Origin of the sequence: Mesorhizobium sp. (genome assembly GCF_004962245.1) — a bacterium.
Taxonomy (GTDB): domain Bacteria; phylum Pseudomonadota; class Alphaproteobacteria; order Rhizobiales; family Rhizobiaceae; genus Mesorhizobium.
In genome coordinates this window covers 358,085-377,524 of record NZ_SUHQ01000001.1, presented here as the reverse complement: position 1 = coordinate 377,524, position 19,440 = coordinate 358,085, and the positions used below count along the sequence as shown (strand labels likewise).

The 19,440-nt window shown below is 63.1% G+C and carries 18 protein-coding genes; all 18 read left to right on the top strand.

Going from position 1 to position 19,440, the window contains the following annotated elements; translation table 11 throughout:
• Positions 1–7 precede the first annotated feature (7 nt).
• The 18 genes from nuoF (at position 8) to E5X88_RS01735 (ending at position 19,384) form a co-directional block, all read left to right on the top strand.
• On the top strand, positions 8–1,312 hold the full coding sequence (nuoF, locus tag E5X88_RS01820) for an NADH-quinone oxidoreductase subunit NuoF (RefSeq protein ID WP_292157591.1): 1,305 nt from the start codon (positions 8–10) through the stop codon (positions 1,310–1,312).
• Positions 1,313–1,418: 106 nt separating this feature from the next.
• Positions 1,419–2,117 carry an NADH-ubiquinone dehydrogenase gene (locus E5X88_RS01815; protein WP_292157589.1) on the top strand — a complete coding sequence of 233 codons (699 nt, stop codon included), beginning with the start codon at positions 1,419–1,421 and terminating at the stop codon, positions 2,115–2,117.
• Positions 2,118–2,125: 8 nt separating this feature from the next.
• On the top strand, positions 2,126–2,437 hold the full coding sequence (locus tag E5X88_RS01810; protein WP_292157587.1) for a pentapeptide repeat-containing protein: 312 nt from the start codon (positions 2,126–2,128) through the stop codon (positions 2,435–2,437).
• Positions 2,437–4,518 (top strand): NADH-quinone oxidoreductase subunit NuoG, encoded by a 2,082-nt coding sequence (gene nuoG, locus E5X88_RS01805; protein ID WP_292157585.1) that lies wholly within the window; start codon positions 2,437–2,439, stop codon positions 4,516–4,518. The genes E5X88_RS01810 and nuoG overlap by 1 nt, the downstream gene beginning before the upstream one ends.
• A gap of 2 nt (positions 4,519–4,520) precedes the next feature.
• Positions 4,521–5,564, top strand: coding sequence for an NADH-quinone oxidoreductase subunit NuoH (gene nuoH / locus E5X88_RS01800; RefSeq protein WP_292157583.1), 1,044 nt, complete (start codon positions 4,521–4,523; stop codon positions 5,562–5,564).
• Positions 5,564–6,055: an NADH-quinone oxidoreductase subunit NuoI gene (nuoI, locus tag E5X88_RS01795; RefSeq protein WP_027046992.1), complete on the top strand. Its 492-nt coding sequence runs from the start codon at positions 5,564–5,566 to the stop codon at positions 6,053–6,055. Before nuoH ends, nuoI begins: the two co-directional genes overlap by 1 nt.
• Positions 6,056–6,288: 233 nt before the next feature.
• Positions 6,289–6,909, top strand: a complete 621-nt coding sequence (locus tag E5X88_RS01790; protein WP_292157579.1) for an NADH-quinone oxidoreductase subunit J — start codon at positions 6,289–6,291, stop codon at positions 6,907–6,909.
• Position 6,910: 1 nt separating this feature from the next.
• Positions 6,911–7,219 (top strand): NADH-quinone oxidoreductase subunit NuoK, encoded by a 309-nt coding sequence (nuoK, locus tag E5X88_RS01785; protein ID WP_006335669.1) that lies wholly within the window; start codon positions 6,911–6,913, stop codon positions 7,217–7,219.
• A gap of 11 nt (positions 7,220–7,230) precedes the next feature.
• Positions 7,231–9,204 (top strand): NADH-quinone oxidoreductase subunit L, encoded by a 1,974-nt coding sequence (gene nuoL / locus E5X88_RS01780; protein WP_292157575.1) that lies wholly within the window; start codon positions 7,231–7,233, stop codon positions 9,202–9,204.
• Positions 9,204–10,709, top strand: coding sequence for an NADH-quinone oxidoreductase subunit M (locus tag E5X88_RS01775; RefSeq protein ID WP_292157574.1), 1,506 nt, complete (start codon positions 9,204–9,206; stop codon positions 10,707–10,709). The genes nuoL and E5X88_RS01775 overlap by 1 nt, the downstream gene beginning before the upstream one ends.
• Positions 10,710–10,726: 17 nt before the next feature.
• On the top strand, positions 10,727–12,163 hold the full coding sequence (gene nuoN / locus E5X88_RS01770; protein WP_292157571.1) for an NADH-quinone oxidoreductase subunit NuoN: 1,437 nt from the start codon (positions 10,727–10,729) through the stop codon (positions 12,161–12,163).
• 3 nt (positions 12,164–12,166) lie between these two features.
• Positions 12,167–12,988, top strand: coding sequence for a biotin--[acetyl-CoA-carboxylase] ligase (locus tag E5X88_RS01765; RefSeq protein ID WP_292157570.1), 822 nt, complete (start codon positions 12,167–12,169; stop codon positions 12,986–12,988).
• A 65-nt stretch (positions 12,989–13,053) separates the two neighbouring features.
• Positions 13,054–14,724 (top strand): ribonuclease J, encoded by a 1,671-nt coding sequence (locus tag E5X88_RS01760; protein ID WP_292157568.1) that lies wholly within the window; start codon positions 13,054–13,056, stop codon positions 14,722–14,724.
• A 141-nt stretch (positions 14,725–14,865) separates the two neighbouring features.
• A complete protein-coding gene (mce, locus tag E5X88_RS01755) occupies positions 14,866–15,270 on the top strand; it encodes a methylmalonyl-CoA epimerase (protein ID WP_292157566.1) in 405 nt (134 codons plus the stop codon).
• Positions 15,267–15,551 carry a DUF1467 family protein gene (locus E5X88_RS01750; protein WP_292157564.1) on the top strand — a complete coding sequence of 95 codons (285 nt, stop codon included), beginning with the start codon at positions 15,267–15,269 and terminating at the stop codon, positions 15,549–15,551. Before mce ends, E5X88_RS01750 begins: the two co-directional genes overlap by 4 nt.
• 544 nt (positions 15,552–16,095) lie before the next feature.
• The gene (gene proS / locus E5X88_RS01745) at positions 16,096–17,424 is read left to right on the top strand and encodes a proline--tRNA ligase (protein ID WP_292157563.1); all 1,329 of its coding nucleotides are present in this window, start codon (positions 16,096–16,098) and stop codon (positions 17,422–17,424) included.
• Positions 17,421–18,707 (top strand): lipoprotein-releasing ABC transporter permease subunit, encoded by a 1,287-nt coding sequence (locus tag E5X88_RS01740; RefSeq protein WP_292157561.1) that lies wholly within the window; start codon positions 17,421–17,423, stop codon positions 18,705–18,707. The genes proS and E5X88_RS01740 overlap by 4 nt, the downstream gene beginning before the upstream one ends.
• The gene (locus tag E5X88_RS01735) at positions 18,704–19,384 is read left to right on the top strand and encodes an ABC transporter ATP-binding protein (protein ID WP_292157559.1); all 681 of its coding nucleotides are present in this window, start codon (positions 18,704–18,706) and stop codon (positions 19,382–19,384) included. Before E5X88_RS01740 ends, E5X88_RS01735 begins: the two co-directional genes overlap by 4 nt.
• The last annotated feature ends 56 nt before the right edge of the window (positions 19,385–19,440 follow it).

The following is a 19,440-nucleotide window of genomic DNA, read 5'->3' as shown; positions in this document are numbered from 1 at the left end:
ACGAACAATGCTTCAGGACAGAGACCGTATCTTCAACAACATCTACGGCCGCTTCGACAAGTCGCTGGCCGGCGCGATAGCGCGCGGCGCCTGGGACAACACGCCAGGCATCATCGCCAAGGGACGCGACTGGATCGTCAACGAGATGAAGGCATCGGGCTTGCGCGGACGCGGCGGCGCCGGCTTCCCGACCGGGCTGAAATGGTCGTTCATGCCCAAGCAGAGCGATGGCCGTCCGAGCTATCTCGTCGTCAATGCCGACGAATCCGAGCCCGGCACCTGTAAGGACCGCGACATATTGCGCCATGACCCGCACACGCTGGTCGAGGGCTGCCTGATCGCCGGCTTCGCCATGGGCGCGGTTGCCGCCTACATCTATGTGCGTGGCGAGTTCATCCGCGAGCGCGAGGCGCTGCAGCGCGCCATCGACGAGGCCTACGAGGCCAAGCTGATCGGCAAGAACAACACGTCTGGCTACGATTTCGACATCTACATGCACCATGGCGCCGGCGCCTATATCTGCGGCGAGGAAACGGCGCTGCTCGAAAGCCTCGAGGGCAAGAAGGGCCAACCGCGGCTGAAGCCGCCATTCCCGGCCAATGTCGGCCTCTATGGCTGCCCGACGACGGTCAACAATGTCGAGTCGATCGCCGTGGCGCCGACCATCCTGCGCCGCGGCGCGGCCTGGTTCTCGTCCTTCGGCCGGCCCAACAATGTCGGCACCAAGCTGTTTTGCATCTCCGGCCACGTCAACAACCCGTGCACCGTCGAAGAGGCGATGTCGATCCCGTTCCGCGAACTGATCGAGACGCATTGCGGCGGCATCCGCGGCGGTTGGGACAATCTCCTGGCGGTCATTCCGGGCGGCGCTTCGGTGCCTCTGGTGCCGGCGGAGCAGATCATCGACGCGCCGATGGATTTCGATGCGCTGCGCGACCTGAAATCGGGCCTCGGTACGGCGGCTGTCATCGTCATGGACAAATCGACCGATATCGTGAAGGCGATCGCCCGGCTTTCCTACTTCTACAAGCACGAGAGCTGCGGCCAGTGCACGCCGTGCCGCGAAGGCACCGGCTGGATGTGGCGGGTGATGGAGCGGCTGGTGCGCGGCGAGGCGCAAAAGCGCGAGATCGACATGCTGCTCGACGTGACCAAACAGGTCGAGGGCCACACGATCTGCGCGCTGGGCGATGCGGCGGCGTGGCCGATCCAGGGCCTGATGCGGCATTTCCGCGGCGAGGTGGAGCGGCGTATCGACGAGTTTTCGCGCAACGCGCACCGGGCAGAGCCGGTGATGGTGGCGGCGGAATAGACAAGAATTCGAAATACGGGCGAATGCCCGATTTGAAATACGGGCGAATGCCCGATTTGAGGAAACAGGCTCGGGGCAAACGGAAGAAACGACCAGGAGATCACCTATGTCGCTGAATTCGAGACCCGATCATTTGATGCCAGATTTGGACCCGTTCGAGAAGATGAACCAGGATCTGACCAGGATGATGCCGAAGGAGATGGCGAGCGCCGTCAATCTCCTGGCGCACCCTGTCGCGGGTGCGGCAGCGATGTCGGCGCTCGGCATCGGGCTTGCCAACCACGCCTTCGGCGTGTGGATGGGTGCGCTCTCGGGCGCCGTGGAGGCCTCGCAGCGGCTTTTCCAGCCGATCGTCGACGATTTCGAGGCCAGGGCCGAACGCTTTTCGGAAACAAGGACAAGCTCCTCAACCAAGGCGCGCGCGGCGACGAAAACCTTGATCGCCGAGGCGCAGTCCTTCGCCAATGACGTGAATGACATAGCGGCGAACAGCAGGGATGACGCACGGAGCGTGGCGGATGTGGATGCGGCTGCCGAGCCGGCCGGGTTGATGCCCGAGGATTTCAAGCAGCCCAAGGCCATGGGCCGACCGGCAAATCCGGCCGACCTCAAGGCGATATCGGGCATTGGGCCGAAGCTGGAAAAGGTACTGAACGGCTTGGGCATCTGGACGTTCGGCCAGATCGCGGCATGGACGCCGGAAGAAATCGCCTGGGTCGATGATTATCTGTCGTTCAAGGGCCGCATCGATCGCGACGACTGGCTTGGCCAGGCGGCGGCGCTGGCCGCCAAGACCAAGAGATAGGGAACGAGATGGAGGTCCACGACAGGCGCGATGTTCTCGACGTGCGCAACGCCATCGTCAGCAATTCGAGCTTCGATGACGTGAACATGTCGAACAGCGAGTTTCACAACGTGAACCTGTCGGTGGCCAAGATCCACCGCGCCAATCTGGCGAACGCCAAGGTGGAAGACGCCAATCTTTCGAACGCGTATTTCACCAATGTGAACATGAGCAACGTGAAGATAGAAAACGCGCAAGTCGCCGGCATGATGATCAACGGCATCAGCCTTGGCGACCTGCTTCAGGCATATGAGACGGCGAAGACCGCCGGGGGCAATTGATGGCAAAGCTCAAGGTCGACGGGAAAGAGATCACTGTACCCGACCACTACACGCTGCTGCAGGCAGCGGAGGACGCTGGCGCGGAAGTGCCACGCTTCTGCTTCCATGAGCGGTTGTCGATCGCCGGCAATTGCCGCATGTGCCTGATCGAGGTGAAGGGCGGGCCGCCCAAGCCGCAGGCATCCTGCGCCATGGGCGTGCGCGATCTGCGCCCCGGCCCGAACGGCGAAACGCCGGAAATCTTCACCAACACGCCGATGGTCAAGAAGGCCAGGGAAGGCGTGATGGAATTCCTGCTGATCAACCATCCGCTGGATTGCCCGATCTGCGACCAGGGCGGCGAGTGCGACCTGCAGGACCAGGCGATGGCCTTCGGTGTCGATTCCTCGCGCTATCACGAGAACAAGCGGGCGGTCGAAGACAAGTATATCGGGCCGCTGGTCAAGACGATCATGAACCGCTGCATCCACTGCACGCGCTGCGTTCGCTTCACCACTGAAATCGCCGGCATTTCCGAGCTCGGCCTTATCGGCCGAGGCGAGGACGCCGAGATCACCACCTATCTCGAAAGCGCGATGACCTCGGAATTGCAGGGCAACGTCATCGACCTTTGCCCGGTCGGTGCGCTGACCTCCAAACCCTACGCCTTCCAGGCGCGGCCATGGGAGCTGACCAAGACCGAATCCATCGACGTGATGGATGCCGTCGGCTCGGCGATCCGCGTCGATTCCAGGGGCCGCGAGGTGATGCGCATCCTGCCGCGTACCAACGAGGCGGTGAACGAGGAGTGGATTTCCGACAAGACCCGCTTCATCTGGGACGGCTTGCGCACCCAGCGCCTCGACCGGCCATACGTACGCAAGAACGGCAAGCTGGCCCCGGCAAGCTGGGCCGAGGCCTTCTCCGCGATCAAGGAGGCGGTGTCGAACGCCACACCCGACAAGATCGGCGCCATAGCCGGCGATCTCGCGGCGGTCGAAGAGATCTATGCGCTGAAGCTGCTGATGGCCTCGCTCGGCTCTAAGAACACCGACTGCCGCCAGGACGGCGCGGCACTCGATCCGTCGCTCGGCCGGGCAAGCTATATCTTCAACCCGACCATCGAGGGCATCGAGCAGGCCGACGCGGTGCTGATCATCGGCGCCAATCCGCGCTTCGAGGCGTCCTTGCTCAACGCCCGCATCCGCAAGCGCTGGCGGGTCGGCAATCTGCCGGTCGGCGTCATCGGCGATGTCGGCGACACGCGCTACGACTATGAGCAACTCGGCGTCGGACCGGAATCGCTAAAGGATCTGGCCGACGGCAATGGCAAGTTCTTCCAGGTGCTGAAGAAGGCGACGCATCCGCTCATCATCGTCGGCCAAGGGGCCCTGGCACGTTCAGATGGCGCGGCCGTGCTTGGCCAGGCGGCGAAGCTCGCCACCGCCGTCAATGCCGCGAGGGCCGACTGGAACGGGTTTGCCGTGCTGCACACGGCTGCGGGGCGCGTCGGCGGTCTCGATGTCGGCTTCGTGCCGGGCGAGGGCGGCAAGAACGTCGCCGGCATGCTGGGCGACATGGACGTGCTGTTCCTGCTCGGCGCCGACGAGATCGACATGGCCAAGACCGGCGGCGCCTTCGTCGTCTATATCGGCACGCATGGCGACCAGGGCGCGCATCGCGCCAACGTCATCCTGCCGGGCGCCGCCTATACCGAAAAGTCGGGCACCTACGTCAACACCGAGGGCCGCGTGCAGCAGACCAACCGTGCCGGCTTCGCGCCAGGCGATGCGCGCGAGGACTGGGCGATCCTGCGGGCGCTGTCGGATGTGCTGGGCAACAAGCTGCCGTTCGATTCGCTGCCGCAGCTTCGCGCAAAACTCTATGCGGAATACCCGCATCTCGCCCGCATCGACCAGGTCGCGGCCGGCAATGCCGGAGATATCGCCAAGGTGGCGACGCTTGGCGGGCGGCTGAACAAGGGCAGCTTTACCTCGCCGGTCAAGGATTTCTACCTGACCAACCCGATCGCGCGGGCTTCCGCCGTGATGGCGGAATGCTCGGCGCTGGCGAAAAACGGCTTCAGGCAGGCGGCGGAATAAGCATGGACACCTTCTTCTCCTTCTACGTGCTGCCGGCGCTGATCATCCTGTTGAAGTCGGTCGTGCTGATCGTCGTGCTGTTGATCTTCGTCGCCTACATCCTGTATGCCGACCGCAAGATCTGGGCGGCGGTGCAGTTGCGCCGCGGCCCGAACGTCGTCGGCCCCTGGGGCACGCTGCAGGCTTTCGCCGATCTTCTGAAGTTCGTGTTCAAGGAACCGGTGATTCCGTCCGGCGCCAACAAGGGCGTTTTTCTGCTGGCGCCTTTGGTCTCGGCGGTACTGGCGATCTCGGCCTGGGCGGTCATTCCGGTCAATGAGGGCTGGGCGATCGCCAACATCAACGTCGGCATCCTCTATGTCTTCGCCATCTCCTCGCTCGAGGTCTATGGCGTGATCATGGGCGGCTGGGCGTCCAATTCGAAATACCCGTTCCTCGGCGCGCTGCGCTCGGCGGCGCAAATGGTATCCTACGAAGTCTCGATCGGCTTTGTCATCGTCACCGTGCTGCTTTGCGTCGGCTCGCTCAACCTGTCCGACATCGTGCTGTCGCAGCAGGACGGGCTGGGCACGCGGGTCGGCCTGCCCAACACCTTCCTCGACTGGCACTGGCTGTCGCTGTTCCCGATGTTCGTCATCTTCTTCATCTCGGCGCTGGCCGAGACGAACCGGCCGCCTTTCGACCTTGTGGAGGCCGAATCGGAACTCGTCGCCGGCCATATGGTCGAGTACTCGTCGACACCGTTCCTGCTGTTCTTCCTCGGCGAATATGTCGCCATCGTGCTGATGTGCGCGCTGGCCAGCATCCTGTTCCTCGGCGGCTGGCTGCCGCCCTTCGACTTCGCTCCCTTCACCTGGGTGCCGGGTCTGATCTGGTTTGTGCTCAAGGTCTGCCTGGTGTTCTTCATGATTTCCATGGTGAAGGCCTTCGTGCCGCGCTACCGCTATGACCAGCTGATGCGGCTCGGCTGGAAGGTCTTCCTGCCGATCTCGCTGGCGATGGTGGTGATTGTCGCCGCGTTCCTCAAGATCACGGGGTTTGCGTGATGTCCGCTCTGTCCCAAGCCGCAAAGTCGCTGCTCCTGCAGGACTTCGTCAGCGCATTCTTCCTGTCGATGCGCCAGTTCTTCGCGCCGAAGGAGACGATCAACTATCCGCATGAGAAGGGGCCGACCAGCCCGCGCTTCCGCGGCGAGCATGCGCTGCGCCGCTATCCGAACGGCGAGGAACGTTGCATCGCCTGCAAATTGTGCGAGGCGATCTGCCCGGCGCAGGCCATCACCATCGAGGCCGGCCCGCGCCGCAACGACGGCACGCGTCGCACCGTGCGCTACGACATCGACATGGTGAAGTGCATCTATTGCGGCTTCTGCCAGGAGGCCTGCCCGGTCGACGCCATCGTCGAGGGACCGAATTTCGAATTCGCGACCGAGACGCGCGAGGAACTTTATTACGACAAGGACAAGCTACTGGCCAATGGCGACCGCTGGGAGCGCGAACTGGCGCGCAACATCTCGCTGGATGCGCCATACCGCTGACATTTGACGCATGGACGGGCGAGGGGCCTCGTTTTAGAGGATGATCCCGAAAAGTTGCAGACTTTCGGACAAGATCATCCTCCGGAATTGAAAGTGTCGCATGTTTCTTTCGATCGGGTCTTTCAACCCGATCCGAACATGCGATAGGAACACGAAACTTGCCGACCGGAGGCGGTGGCAAACATCGAGCAGCGCGCGAGTGTCGTGCTCGGACAGGAAACCCGGGGGAACCCATGCTGAATGGATTAGAGGCGGCCTTTTTCTACCTCTTCGCCTTTATCGCGGTGGCGTCGGCGTTCATGGTCATTTCGGCGCGCAATCCCGTGCATTCCGTGCTGTTCCTGATCCTGACCTTCTTCAACGCCGCAGGCCTGTTCATGCTCACCGGCGCCGAGTTCCTGGCGATGATCCTGCTCGTCGTCTATGTCGGCGCGGTCATGGTGCTGTTCCTGTTCGTCGTCATGATGCTCGACGTCGATTTCGCCGAAATGAAGGAAGGCGCCCTGCAATACGCGCCGATCGGCGCGCTGGTTGGGCTGATCCTGGCGGCTGAGCTGATCGTCGTGCTCGGCGGCTATACGTTCGCGCCGCAGCTGGCCGCGACCGTTTCGAAACCCATTCAGGACCTTGTCGCGCGCTCGAACACGGCAGCGCTCGGCGACATCCTCTATACGGACTACCTCTACTATTTCCAGATTGCAGGCCTTGTGCTGCTGGTCGCCATGATCGGCGCCATCGTGCTGACGCTGCGCCACAAGCCGGGCATCAAGCGGCAGTCGATCGCAGCCCAGGTCGGCCGCACGCCGGCAACGGGAATGGAAATCCGCAAGGTCAAGACGGGCGAAGGAATCTGAGATGACCGTCGGCATCGCGCACTATCTCACCGTATCGGCGATCCTGTTCACGCTCGGCGTGTTCGGCATTTTCCTCAACCGCAGGAACATCATCGTCATCCTGATGTCGATCGAGTTGATCCTGCTCGCGGTCAACATCAATTTCGTTGCCTTCTCGGCAGCACTCGGCGATCTCGTCGGTCAGGTGTTCGCGCTGTTCGTGTTGACGGTCGCGGCGGCTGAAGCGGCGATCGGCCTCGCCATTCTCGTCGTCTTCTTCCGCAACCGCGGTTCGATCGCGGTCGAAGACGTGAACATGATGAAGGGTTGACGGAAACCACCATGTATCAGGCCATCGTCTTCCTTCCTCTGCTCGGCTTCCTGATCGTCGGCCTGTTCGGCACGTCGCTCGGCGCCAAGGCGTCCGAATACATCACCTCCGGCTTCGTGGTGGTATCAGCCGTGCTGTCGTGGGTCGCCTTCTTCGTCGTCGGTTTCGGCGAAGGCGAAGTGTTCACCGTGCCGGTGATGCGCTGGATCCAGTCGGGCGGGTTAGAGGCCGCATGGGCGCTCAGGATCGACACGCTGACGGTGGTGATGCTGGTTGTCGTCAACACGGTGTCGGCGCTGGTCCATATCTACTCGATCGGCTACATGCACCACGACCCGAACCGGCCGCGCTTCTTTGCCTATCTGTCGCTCTTCACCTTCGCCATGCTGATGCTGGTGACGGCCGACAACCTCGTGCAGATGTTCTTCGGCTGGGAAGGTGTCGGTCTCGCCTCCTATTTGCTGATCGGCTTCTGGTACAAGAAGCCGTCCGCCAACGCCGCCGCGATCAAGGCCTTCGTCGTCAACCGCATCGGTGATTTCGGCTTCGCGCTCGGCATCTTCGGTGTGTTCGTGCTGTTCGGCTCGGTCAATCTCGGCACCATCTTCGCCAATGCGGCGACGTTCATCCCGGCCGAAGGCGCACCGCAGGGTGCTGCCGTACTGACCTTTCTCGGCTATGCGCTCGACAAGCAGGCTGCGATGACCGTCATCTGCCTGCTTTTGTTCATGGGCGCCATGGGCAAGTCGGCCCAGGTGCCGCTGCACACCTGGCTGCCGGACGCCATGGAAGGCCCGACGCCGGTCTCGGCGCTCATCCATGCCGCCACCATGGTGACCGCCGGCGTGTTCATGCTGGCGCGGCTGTCGCCGCTGTTCGAACTGTCGCACTCGGCGCTGATCGTGGTCACCTTCATCGGCGCCTTTACCGCCTTCTTCGCGGCGACCGTCGGCCTCGTGCAGAACGACATCAAGCGCGTCATCGCCTATTCGACCTGCTCGCAGCTCGGCTACATGTTCGTCGCGCTCGGCGTCGGCGCCTATGGCGCGGCGATCTTCCATCTGTTCACGCATGCCTTCTTCAAGGCGCTGCTGTTCCTCGGCTCGGGCTCGGTGATCCACGCTGTCTCCGACGAACAGGACATGCGCAAGATGGGTGGCCTCAGGACGCTCATTCCGAAGACCTACTGGATGATGGTGATCGGCACGCTGGCGCTGACCGGCGTCGGCATCCCGGTGACGGTTATCGGCACCGCTGGCTTCTTCTCCAAAGACGCGATCATCGAAAGCGCCTTTGCCGCGCACAATCCGGTCGCCGGCCTTGCCTTCGTGCTGCTGGTCGTCGCCGCCTGCTTCACCAGCTTCTATTCCTGGCGGCTGATCTTCATGACCTTCCACGGTCAGCCGCGGGCGAGTCACGAGGTGATGCACCATGTCCATGAATCGCCGCCGGTCATGCTGGTGCCGCTGTTCATCCTGGCGGCGGGCGCGCTGTTCGCCGGCGTGATCTTCCACGGCGCCTTCATCGGCGAGGGCTATGCCGAGTTCTGGAAGGCGTCGCTGTTCACGCTGCCGGAAAACCATATCCTGCACGACATCCACGAAGTGCCGTTGTGGGTGAAACTGGCGCCGTTCATCGCCATGCTGATCGGCTTTGCGATTGCCTGGCAATTCTACATCCGCGCGCCGGAAATGCCGAAGAACCTCGCGGCGCAGCATCGCGGGCTCTACGCCTTCCTGCTCAACAAGTGGTATTTCGACGAGCTCTACGACTTCCTGTTCGTGCGGCCGGCAAAACGCCTCGGCCACTTCCTGTGGAAGACCGGCGACGGCACCGTCATCGACGGGCTCGGTCCGGACGGCGTTTCGGCGCGCGTCGTCGACGTCACCAACCGGGTCGTCAAGCTGCAGACCGGCTATCTCTACCACTACGCCTTCGCCATGCTGATCGGCGTTGCCGCACTCGTCACCTGGATGATGCTCTGATGACCGCCTGGCCGATCCTCTCGCTGGTCACCTTCCTGCCGCTGGTTGGTGTGCTGCTCGTCCTGTTCGTCCGTGACGACAGCGAAAATGCGCGCCGCAACATCCGCGCCATCGCGCTGTTGACGACGACGTTCACCTTCGTGATTTCGCTTTTCATCTGGACCGGATTCGACAATTCGGAGCCTGGCTTCCAGTTCGTCGAGAAGCTTGCCTGGCTGGATTCCGGCATCTCCTACCATATGGGTGTCGACGGCATCTCGATGCTGTTCGTCATCCTGACCACCTTCCTGATGCCGCTCTGCATCTTGGCTTCGTGGGAATCGATCGAGAAGCGCGTCAAGGCCTATATGATCGCCTTCCTGTTGCTGGAGACGCTGATGATCGGCGTGTTCTGCGCGCTCGACATCGTTTTGTTCTACGTCTTCTTCGAAGCCGGCCTGATCCCGATGTTCATCATCATCGGTGTGTGGGGCGGCAAGCGGCGCGTCTATGCCTCGTTCAAGTTCTTCCTCTACACGCTGGCCGGCTCGGTGCTGATGCTGCTCGCCATCATGGCGATGTTCTTCCAGTCCGGCACCACCGACATCCCGACGCTGCTGACGCACAATTTCCCGGCCAGCATGCAGACCTGGCTCTGGCTCGCCTTCTTCGCGTCCTTCGCCGTGAAGATGCCGATGTGGCCGGTGCACACCTGGCTGCCGGACGCCCATGTCGAGGCGCCGACGGCCGGCTCGGTGATCCTGGCCGCCATCCTGCTCAAGATGGGCGGATATGGCTTCCTGCGCTTCTCGCTGCCGATGTTTCCGATCGCCTCGGAGATGTTCGCGCCGCTGGTCTTCGCGCTGTCGGTCGTCGCCATCATCTACACCTCGCTGGTGGCGCTGATGCAGGAGGACATGAAGAAGCTGATCGCCTATTCGTCGGTCGCCCATATGGGCTTCGTCACCATGGGCATCTTCGCGATGAACCAGGAAGGCGTCCAGGGGGCGATCTTCCAGATGCTGTCGCACGGCCTGGTCTCCGGCGCGCTGTTCCTCTGCGTCGGCGTCATCTACGACCGCATGCACACGCGCGATATCGACGCCTATGGCGGGCTGGTCAACAACATGCCGAAATATGCCACCGTGTTCATGATCTTCACCATGGCCAATGTCGGCCTGCCCGGCACCAGTGGCTTCGTCGGTGAGTTCCTGACCATGCTCGGCGTGTTCCGGGTCAACACCTGGGTGGCGTTCTTCGCCGCCACCGGCGTCATCCTGTCGGCGGCCTATGCGCTCTGGCTCTATCGCCGGGTGATCTTCGGCGCGCTGACCAAGGACAGCCTGAAAGGCCTGCTCGACCTGTCGGCGCGCGAGAAGGTGATCATCTATCCGCTGGTTGTGCTGGTCATCTTCTTCGGCGTCTACCCGGCGCCGGTCTTCGACGCGACGGCCGAATCGGTCAAGGCGCTCGTCACCAATGTCACCGCATCCATCGACACCGCGCAGACCGCGGCGGCGAACTGATTGGGGGTTTGCGAACCATGACGCCGGACCTTCTCTCCAGCCTGTCGCTCTCGACACCGGAACTGATCCTCGCCATCGGCGCCCTGGCGCTCCTGATGCTCGGTGCCTATTCGCGCGCCAACACCGCCGCCACGGTGAGCGGCCTTGCCGTCGCCGTCCTGGTGATCGCAGGCGTCTGGACGATCTTTTCCACCGGGCAGGGCAACGCTTACGGCGAAGCCTTCGTCCAGGATCCCTTCGCCCGCTTCATGAAGGTGCTGGCGCTGATCGGGTCGGCGGTGACGCTGGTCATGTCGATGCGCTTCGCCAAGGCGGAGCATTTCGACAAGTTCGAGTATCCGGTTCTGATCCTGCTGTGCACACTGGGCATGATGCTGATGATCTCGGCCAACGGTATGATCGGGCTTTATCTCGGCCTCGAATTGCAATCGCTGGCGATCTACGTGCTGGCGGCGATCAACCGGGACAATCTGCGCTCCACCGAGGCGGGGCTCAAGTACTTCGTCCTTGGGGCGCTGTCGTCGGGCATGCTGCTTTACGGCATCAGTCTCGTCTACGGTTACACCGGCAATACAGGGTTCCAGGAGATCGCCACGGCACTGGGCGGCGGCGAGCGCCAGCTTGGCCTCGTCTTCGGCCTGGTCTTCGTGCTGGCCGGCCTTGCCTTCAAGATATCGGCGGTGCCGTTCCACATGTGGACGCCGGACGTCTATGAAGGCGCGCCGACGCCCGTGACGGCCTTCCTCGCGGCGGCGCCGAAGATGGCAGCGATGGCGCTGATCGTGCGCGTCACCATGGGCGCGTTCAAGCCGATCGCCGCCGACTGGCAGCAGATCATCGTCTTCATCTCGATCGCCTCGATGGCGCTCGGCGCCTTCGCGGCCATCGGCCAGACCAACATCAAACGGCTGATGGCCTATTCCTCCATCGGCCATATGGGCTACGCGCTGGTCGGCCTCGCCGCCAACAGCCAGGCCGGCGTGCGTGGCGTCGCCATCTACATGCTGATCTATCTGGTGATGACGCTCGGCACCTTCGCCTTCATCCTCGCCATGCGGCGCAAGGAAGGCAATGTCGAACAGATCGGCGATCTCGCCGGCCTGTCGTCGACCAATCCGATCATGGCGACGATCCTGACCATCCTGATGTTCTCGCTGGCCGGCATCCCACCGCTCGCCGGCTTCTGGGGGAAATGGTACGTGTTCCTTGCCGCCATCAACGCCAACCTCTACGCGCTGGCGATCATCGGCGTGCTGGCCTCGGTGGTGGGCGCCTATTATTACCTGCGCATCATCAAGATCATGTGGTTCGACGAACCGGTCGGCGGCTTCGTGCCGATGGCGACCGAGCTTCGTGTCGTGCTCGGCGTCAGTGGTGCCTTCGTGCTGTTCTACGTGCTGATCGGCGGGCCGATCGGCACCTATGCCGAAGCCGCCGCCAAGACATTTTTCTGAGGGATGGCGTTTCGGCTGGCTCCAACGGCGGCGTCGGAAGGGTTCCGGCTCGAAGCACATGACACCGTCGGTTCCACCAACGCGCTGGCGCTGGACCATGCGCGGGCGGGGGATCCGGGCAAGCTCTGGGTCGTTTCAAAGAAACAGGAAAGCGGGCGCGGCCGGCGCGGCCGGGCCTGGGCGACGCCCGAGGGCAATCTGGCGGCGACGCTGCTGGTGGTCACCAATGCCGAGCTTCGCTTGGCCGCGACGCTCGGCTTCGTCGCCGGGCTGGCGCTGGCCGATGCGCTCGACGCCATCGTGCCGAAGGGCAGGATCGCAATCGGCCTCGACGGCGGCAGCGACGGGAAGAACCGCTTCGAGCTGAAATGGCCCAACGATGTGCTTGCCTCCGGCGCCAAGCTTGCCGGCATCCTGCTGGAATCGGCGATTCTGGATGGGGACCGTTTCGCGGTTGCAGTCGGCATCGGCGTCAATGTTGTGGCGTACCCTGAGGATTTGCCTTATCCCGCGACATCGCTCAGGGCGCTGGGTGCTGCTTGCGACGCCGAGACATTGTTTCTGGCGCTGTCGGATGCCTGGAGCGAGAATGCGCGGTTGTGGAATGACGGGCGCGGGCTCTCCGCCGTCAGGCGGCGCTGGCTGGCGCGGGCGGCGGGGCTTGGTGGGCAAGTTGCTGTCAGAATTGACGGTAATGTGGTGCGCGGCACGTTCGAGACCATTGACGAGGACTGCCGTTTCGTGATCCGCGACGATCAGGGCTCGGTTCTGACGATCGCCGCCGGCGACGTGCATTTCGGGGCGGTTGCGTCGGCCCAGGTTTGACGGGCCAAGGTTTGACAGGCGCAGGTTTGATGGGCTTGGTCCGACCGGCCAGGAAAGGAAAGATCATGGCGAAAGCGGAAAACGCCGAACTCGTCTTCGTGCCGCTCGGCGGCGTCGGCGAGATCGGCATGAACTTCGCCCTCTACGGCTATGGGCCGACGGATGCGCGCGAATGGCTTGTCGTCGATGTCGGCGTGACCTTTCCCGATGCCAGCCTGCCCGGCGTCGACCTCGTGCTGCCCGACACGCGCTTCATCGAGGAGAACATCGCCAATCTGCGCGGCATCGTCATCACCCACGCGCATGAGGACCACTACGGCGCGCTGCTCGACACATGGCCGAAGCTCAAGGCGCCGGTCTGGATGACGCCGTTCGGCGCCGGGTTGCTGGAAGCCAAGCGCCAGGGCGAGCAGGGCGCACCGAAGATCCCGTTGACGATCTACCGCGCCGGCGAAAAATTCAGCGTCGGCCCGTTCGAGATCGAGGCTATCCCGGTCGCGCATTCGATCCCCGAACCGATGTCGCTGGCGATCACCACGCCGGCCGGCACGGTCATCCACACCGGCGACTGGAAGATCGATCCGGCGCCGACGATCGGGCCGATGACCGACGAGGCGCGTTTCCGGGCCTATGGCGACAAGGGTGTGCTGGCGCTGATCTGCGATTCCACCAATGCGCTGCGGGAAGGCGATTCACCGTCGGAAGTGGCGGTGGGCGAGGGCCTCAAGGGCGTCATCCAGAGCGCCAAGGGCCGCGTCGCCGTCACCACCTTTTCCTCCAATGTCGGGCGCATCGTTTCCATTGCCAAGGCGGCAAGGGATGCCGGCCGCCAGTGCCTAGTGCTCGGCCGCTCGCTGAAGCGCGTCATCGATGTGGCTGATGAGCTCGGCTATATGGACGGGCTGCCCGAATTCATCGCCGAGGAGGATTTTGGTTTCATCCCGCGCGAAAACCTCGTCATCATCTGCACCGGCAGTCAGGGCGAGCCGCTTGCGGCACTGGCGAAACTGTCGCGCGACGAAATGAAATCGGTGTCGCTGACATCGGGCGACACCGTGGTGTTCTCCTCGCGCACCATCCCCGGCAACGAGAAGGGGATCCTCGAGATCAAGAACCGCCTGATCGATCTCGGCATCAAGATCATCGAGGACGGCGACGCGCTGGTGCATGTCTCCGGCCATCCGCGCCGCAGCGAATTGCGCAAGATGTACGAATGGGTGCGCCCGCAGATCGGCGTGCCGGTGCATGGCGAGGCGGCGCATCTGGTGGCGCAGGGCTCGCTGATGTCGGTGTCCGGCATCGGCCAGGTGGCGCAGGTGCGCGACGGCGACATGCTGCGACTCTATCCAGGCGCGGCGACGATCATCGACCAGGTGCCGTTCGGCCGCATCTACAAGGACGGCAGGCTGATCGGCACCGACCAGGCGATGGGCATTCGCGATCGGCGCAAGCTGTCCTTTGCCGGCCATGTCGCGGTCAATGTCGTGCTCGACGACAGATATGAGCTCGCCGGCGATCCCGATCTGGTCGCTATCGGCGTCGCCGAGGCCGATGCCCGCGGCGAGAGCCTGGAAGACCTGATGATCGATGCGGCAATCGGCGCCGTGGACTCCATCCCCCGTCAACGCCGAAAAGACCTCGACCTCGTGCAGGAGGCCGTGCGCCGCGCCGTGCGCGGCGCCGCCAACGAAGCGTGGGGCAAGAAACCGCTGGTGACGGTGTTCGTCACGCGGTGAAGAACAAGGGAGTAGGGGAGTAGGGCAGTAAGGGAGTAGGGAAGTAGGAAGTAGGAGCGCAAACGGTCTGCACTTCTCGATCCTGTTTTCCCTACTCCCCTACTGCCTTACTCCCCTACTCCCCTAACCCGGGAGCACCCTATGCTCGGACGCCTGAACCATGTCGCGCTTGCCGTGCCGGATCTGGCCGCGGCGACCGCGGCCTATCGCGATACGCTCGGCGCTCGGGTGACCGCGCCGCAGGCGCTGCCGGAGCATGGCGTGACGGTCGTGTTCGTCGATGTCGGCAACACCAAGATCGAATTGCTGGAGCCGCTCGGCGAGGGCTCGCCGATCGCGGCATTCCTCGAGAAGAATCCCTCGGGCGGCATGCATCATGTCTGCTATGAGGTCGACGACATTCTTGCCGCACGCGACCACCTCAAGGCCAGCGGCGCCCGTATCCTGGGCGACGGCAATCCGAAGACCGGCGCGCATGGCAAGCCTGTGCTGTTCCTGCATCCCAAGGATTTCTTCGGCACGCTGGTCGAACTGGAGCAAGCATGAGCTGGGTTTCGTTCCTCGCCCTGTTCTTCATCACATGGTGGGTGGTGCTGTTCGCCATCCTGCCGTTCAGCATAAGGACGCAGGACGAGGATGAGGACGTGACGCTGGGCACGGTGCCCAGCGCGCCGCGCGGACCGCACATGCTGCGCGCGGCGCTACGAACGACGATCGTCACGATGGTTCTTCTTGGCATCTTCTATGGCGTTACGAGGGGGCTCGGCCTCGGTATCGACGACATCCCGCACATCGTGCCGGACTTCAGCCAGAAACCTGAAAACTAGACCGCCGGGCACGGCTGTCCCATCCTTCATGTGAGCACCAAACCGGGCAGGAAGCCGATGCGGGTTTTCGAACCCGTTGTGCTGAGGTGGCGTAAAGTGATCTGGTAATCTGGCGTGCTAACCAAATGATTTGCACAAAAAAAATGCAAGGCACGAGGCCTTGCAATTTAAACGCGTCCGATCTGTTTTCCGGTGTCCGGCGGCAGCGAGTAACCGCGCCTAGATCGCATCCTCCCAAGACTTTGACCGCGTAGGAGGGCAGATTTTTCTCCGCCCTCTCGGTTATCGGGGCACATTAGCCCAAGGCGGATGAAAATGTCACGCAGAATTTTGCCTGGAAATAAGCAATCTCGTGCTGCAGTGCACAATAGTATGGCAGGCGTTGCTTGCGAAACGACCAGCCAGGCGGATGCGGCACTGCGACACCTTTGCGGGCGCCTGGGGGGCGGGTTTCCATTCCGTCATGAAATGGCTATGAAGCCGGGGCAAGCAAGCCAGCGCTGCGCCGATTCCGGTGCGGCAATCCTCACTTACGGACCAGTCCATGCGTTTGTCGCGCTACTTCCTGCCTATCCTCAAAGAAAATCCGCGCGAGGCCGAAATCGTCTCGCACCGGCTGATGCTGCGCGCCGGCATGATCCGCCAGCAGGGGCAAGGCAGTTTTTCCTGGCTGCCGCTCGGCAAAAGGGTGCTGGACAAGGTCTGCCGGATCATTCGCGAAGAGCAGAACCGGGCCGGCGCGCTCGAGATCCTGATGCCGACCATCCAGTCCGCCGAGCTGTGGCGCGAAAGCGGCCGCTATGACGACTATGGCAAGGAGATGCTGCGCATCAAGGACCGGCAAGATCGCGACATGCTCTACGGGCCGACCAACGAGGAAATGGTCACCGAGATTTTCCGCGCCTATGTGAAGTCCTATAAGGATCTGCCGCTCAACCTCTATCACATCCAGTGGAAATTCCGCGACGAGGTGCGGCCGCGGTTCGGCGTCATGCGTTCGCGCGAGTTCCTGATGAAGGACGCCTATTCCTTCGACCTCGACTTTGAAAACGCCAAGGCGGCCTACAACCGCATGTTCGTATCCTATCTCCGGACGTTCACGCGCATGGGGCTGCAGGCGATCCCGATGCGGGCCGACACCGGGCCGATCGGCGGCGACCTCAGCCACGAATTCATCATCCTGGCCGACACCGGCGAGAGCCAGGTGTTTTGCCATCGCGATTACCTTGCGCTGGCGGTGCCGGGCGAAGACACGGATTTCTCCGATGACGCCGAGATCGGTGATATCGTCAAGAAATGGACGGCACCCTATGCCGCCACCGACGAGATGCATGACGAGGCGGCGTGGGAAAAGGTTGCGACAAGCGACAGGATCTCGGCGCGCGGCATCGAGGTCGGCCATATCTTCCATTTCGGCGACAAATATTCGAAGCCGATGGGCGCCAAGGTGACCGGGCCCGACGGCAAGGATCATTTCGTCTCGGGGGGCTCCTACGGCATTGGCCCGACACGGCTGGTCGCGGCGATCATCGAGGCCAGCCATGACGACAACGGCATCATCTGGCCGGAGGCGGTGGCGCCTTTCGACATCAGTCTGATCAACATGAAGGTCGGCGACGCCGAGTGCGACCGTGTCTGCGACGACCTTTATGCCGCGTTTGCCGCTGCCGGCAAGGACGTGCTTTACGACGACACCGACCAGCGGCCGGGCGGCAAGTTCGCCACCGCCGACCTGATCGGACTGCCATGGCAGGTGATCGTCGGGCCGCGCGGCGTGGCCGCCGGCGAGATCGAGATCAAGAATCGCAAGACCGGCGAGCGCGAAACGCTGCCGATCGCGGACGTGAAGAAACGCTTCGGTGTTGCGGCATGAGCGAACCGGCCGCAGCGAAACCCCTGGCCGCCGGACCTTTTTCCGTCTTCGAACGCATGGTCGCGTGGCGCTATCTGCGTTCGCGCCGCAAGGAGACGGTGATCTCCGTCATCGCGTCGATCTCCTTTCTCGGCATCATGCTGGGCGTCGCCACGCTGATCGTCGTGATGGCTGTCATGAACGGGTTTCGCGCCGAGCTGCTGACGCGCATCCTCGGCGTCAACGGCCATCTGATCGTGCAGCCGCTCGATATGCCGCTTGAGGACTATGCGCAGGTTGCCGGCCGCATCAACGGCGTGCCCGGTGTCAAATACGCCATTCCGCTGATCGACGGGCAGGTGCTGGCGCAAGGCAATGTCGGCGGCGGGTCAGGGGCGCTGGTGCGCGGCATACGCGGCGAGGATCTGGGCAAGATCTCGATCGTCGCAACCAATATCAAGCAGGGCTCGATCGCCGGCTTCGACGCAAGCGAGGGCGTCGCCATCGGCAGCCGCATGGCCGAGAATCTCGGTCTCGTGCTCGGCGACACCATCACGCTGATCGCGCCCGAGGGCGATGTGACGCCGCTCGGCACGACGCCGCGCATGAAGGGCTACCCGATCACGGCGATCTTCGAAGTCGGCATGTCGGAATATGACAGCTCCATCGTCTACATGCCGTTCTCGGAAGCGCAGCTCTATTTCAACATGGACGGCCGGGCCCAGACGATCGAGATCTATGTCGACAATCCCGATAACGTCGACGCGCTGAAGTCGAAGGTCGAGGAGGCCGCCCAGCGGCCAATCACCATGGTCGACTGGCGAGAGCGCAACAGGACATTCTTCGATGCGCTGCAAGTGGAACGCAACGTCATGTTCATGATCCTGACGCTGATCGTGCTGGTGGCGGCGCTCAACATCATTTCGGGCCTGATCATGCTGGTGAAGGACAAGGGCCACGACATCGCCATCCTGCGCACGATGGGCGCCACGCGCGGCGCGATCCTGCGCATCTTCCTGATGACGGGCGCGGCGATCGGCGTGGTGGGCACCCTCGCCGGCGTCCTCCTTGGCGTCGTCATCTGCCTGAACGTCGAGCGCATCCGCCAGTTCTTCTCCTGGCTGGCCGGCGAGAGGCTGTTCAATCCCGAGCTCTATTTCCTGAGCCAGCTGCCCGCCCGCATGGACGCCAGCGAGACGATCTCGGTCGTTCTGATGGCACTGGTGCTGTCGTTCCTAGCGACGCTGTTTCCGGCATGGCGCGCGGCCAGGCTCGATCCGGTCGAAGCGCTGAGGTACGAATGACCGAGGCCATTATCGAGCTGAAGAGCGTCGAGCGGCACTATGTCCAGGGGCCGCGCAAGCTCACCATTCTCAAAGGCGCCGATTTTTCGCTGAAGCGCGGCGAGATCGTGGCGCTGGTGGCGCCTTCGGGAACCGGCAAATCGACGCTGCTGCACACCGCTGGGCTGCTGGAGCGGCCGGACGCCGGCGACGTGATCCTGGCCGGCCGCGCCTGCGGCCGGCTTTCCGACGACGAACGCACGGCGATCCGCCGCAACGATGTCGGCTTCGTCTATCAGTTCCATCACCTGCTGCCGGAGTTCACGGCGCTGGAAAACATCATGATGCCGCAGCTGATAAAAGGGCTGACGCGCCAGGAGGCTGCCGAACGTTCGGCGCAACTGCTCGACTACATGCAGATCGGCAAGCGCGCGCAGCACCGGCCGTCCGAATTGTCCGGCGGCGAGCAGCAGCGCGTCGCCATCGCGCGCGCCGTCGCCAACGCGCCACTGGTGTTGCTTGCCGACGAGCCGACCGGCAACCTCGACCCGGTCACCGCCTCCTATGTGTTCGAGGCATTGGGTGCGCTGGTCCGGCAATCGGGCCTTGCGGCGCTGATCGCGACCCATAATCACGAGCTTGCCTCGCGCATGGACCGTCGCGTCACGCTGGCCGACGGCAAGGTGGTCCCGCTTTAGGTGTATCGATATCTCAGGTGAGGCCGGCCTCCGAATGGCGGTTTCCTGCGCTTCCG

Excerpts from the sequence above, each read along its gene's own strand:
- E5X88_RS01775 (WP_292157574.1), top strand. The coding sequence starts at position 9,204 with ATGACCGCCTGGCCGATCCTCTCGCTGGTCACCTTCCTGCCGCTGGTT.
- nuoG (WP_292157585.1), top strand. The coding sequence starts at position 2,437 with ATGGCAAAGCTCAAGGTCGACGGGAAAGAGATCACTGTACCCGACCAC.
- nuoI (WP_027046992.1), top strand. The coding sequence starts at position 5,564 with ATGTCCGCTCTGTCCCAAGCCGCAAAGTCGCTGCTCCTGCAGGACTTC.
- mce (WP_292157566.1), top strand. The coding sequence starts at position 14,866 with ATGCTCGGACGCCTGAACCATGTCGCGCTTGCCGTGCCGGATCTGGCC.
- E5X88_RS01735 (WP_292157559.1), top strand. The coding sequence starts at position 18,704 with ATGACCGAGGCCATTATCGAGCTGAAGAGCGTCGAGCGGCACTATGTC.
- proS (WP_292157563.1), top strand. The coding sequence starts at position 16,096 with ATGCGTTTGTCGCGCTACTTCCTGCCTATCCTCAAAGAAAATCCGCGC.
- E5X88_RS01810 (WP_292157587.1), top strand. The coding sequence starts at position 2,126 with ATGGAGGTCCACGACAGGCGCGATGTTCTCGACGTGCGCAACGCCATC.
- nuoN (WP_292157571.1), top strand. The coding sequence starts at position 10,727 with ATGACGCCGGACCTTCTCTCCAGCCTGTCGCTCTCGACACCGGAACTG.
- E5X88_RS01815 (WP_292157589.1), top strand. The coding sequence starts at position 1,419 with ATGTCGCTGAATTCGAGACCCGATCATTTGATGCCAGATTTGGACCCG.
- E5X88_RS01740 (WP_292157561.1), top strand. The coding sequence starts at position 17,421 with ATGAGCGAACCGGCCGCAGCGAAACCCCTGGCCGCCGGACCTTTTTCC.
- nuoK (WP_006335669.1), top strand. The coding sequence starts at position 6,911 with ATGACCGTCGGCATCGCGCACTATCTCACCGTATCGGCGATCCTGTTC.
- E5X88_RS01750 (WP_292157564.1), top strand. The coding sequence starts at position 15,267 with ATGAGCTGGGTTTCGTTCCTCGCCCTGTTCTTCATCACATGGTGGGTG.
- nuoH (WP_292157583.1), top strand. The coding sequence starts at position 4,521 with ATGGACACCTTCTTCTCCTTCTACGTGCTGCCGGCGCTGATCATCCTG.
- E5X88_RS01790 (WP_292157579.1), top strand. The coding sequence starts at position 6,289 with ATGCTGAATGGATTAGAGGCGGCCTTTTTCTACCTCTTCGCCTTTATC.
- nuoL (WP_292157575.1), top strand. The coding sequence starts at position 7,231 with ATGTATCAGGCCATCGTCTTCCTTCCTCTGCTCGGCTTCCTGATCGTC.
- E5X88_RS01765 (WP_292157570.1), top strand. The coding sequence starts at position 12,167 with ATGGCGTTTCGGCTGGCTCCAACGGCGGCGTCGGAAGGGTTCCGGCTC.
- nuoF (WP_292157591.1), top strand. The coding sequence starts at position 8 with ATGCTTCAGGACAGAGACCGTATCTTCAACAACATCTACGGCCGCTTC.
- E5X88_RS01760 (WP_292157568.1), top strand. The coding sequence starts at position 13,054 with ATGGCGAAAGCGGAAAACGCCGAACTCGTCTTCGTGCCGCTCGGCGGC.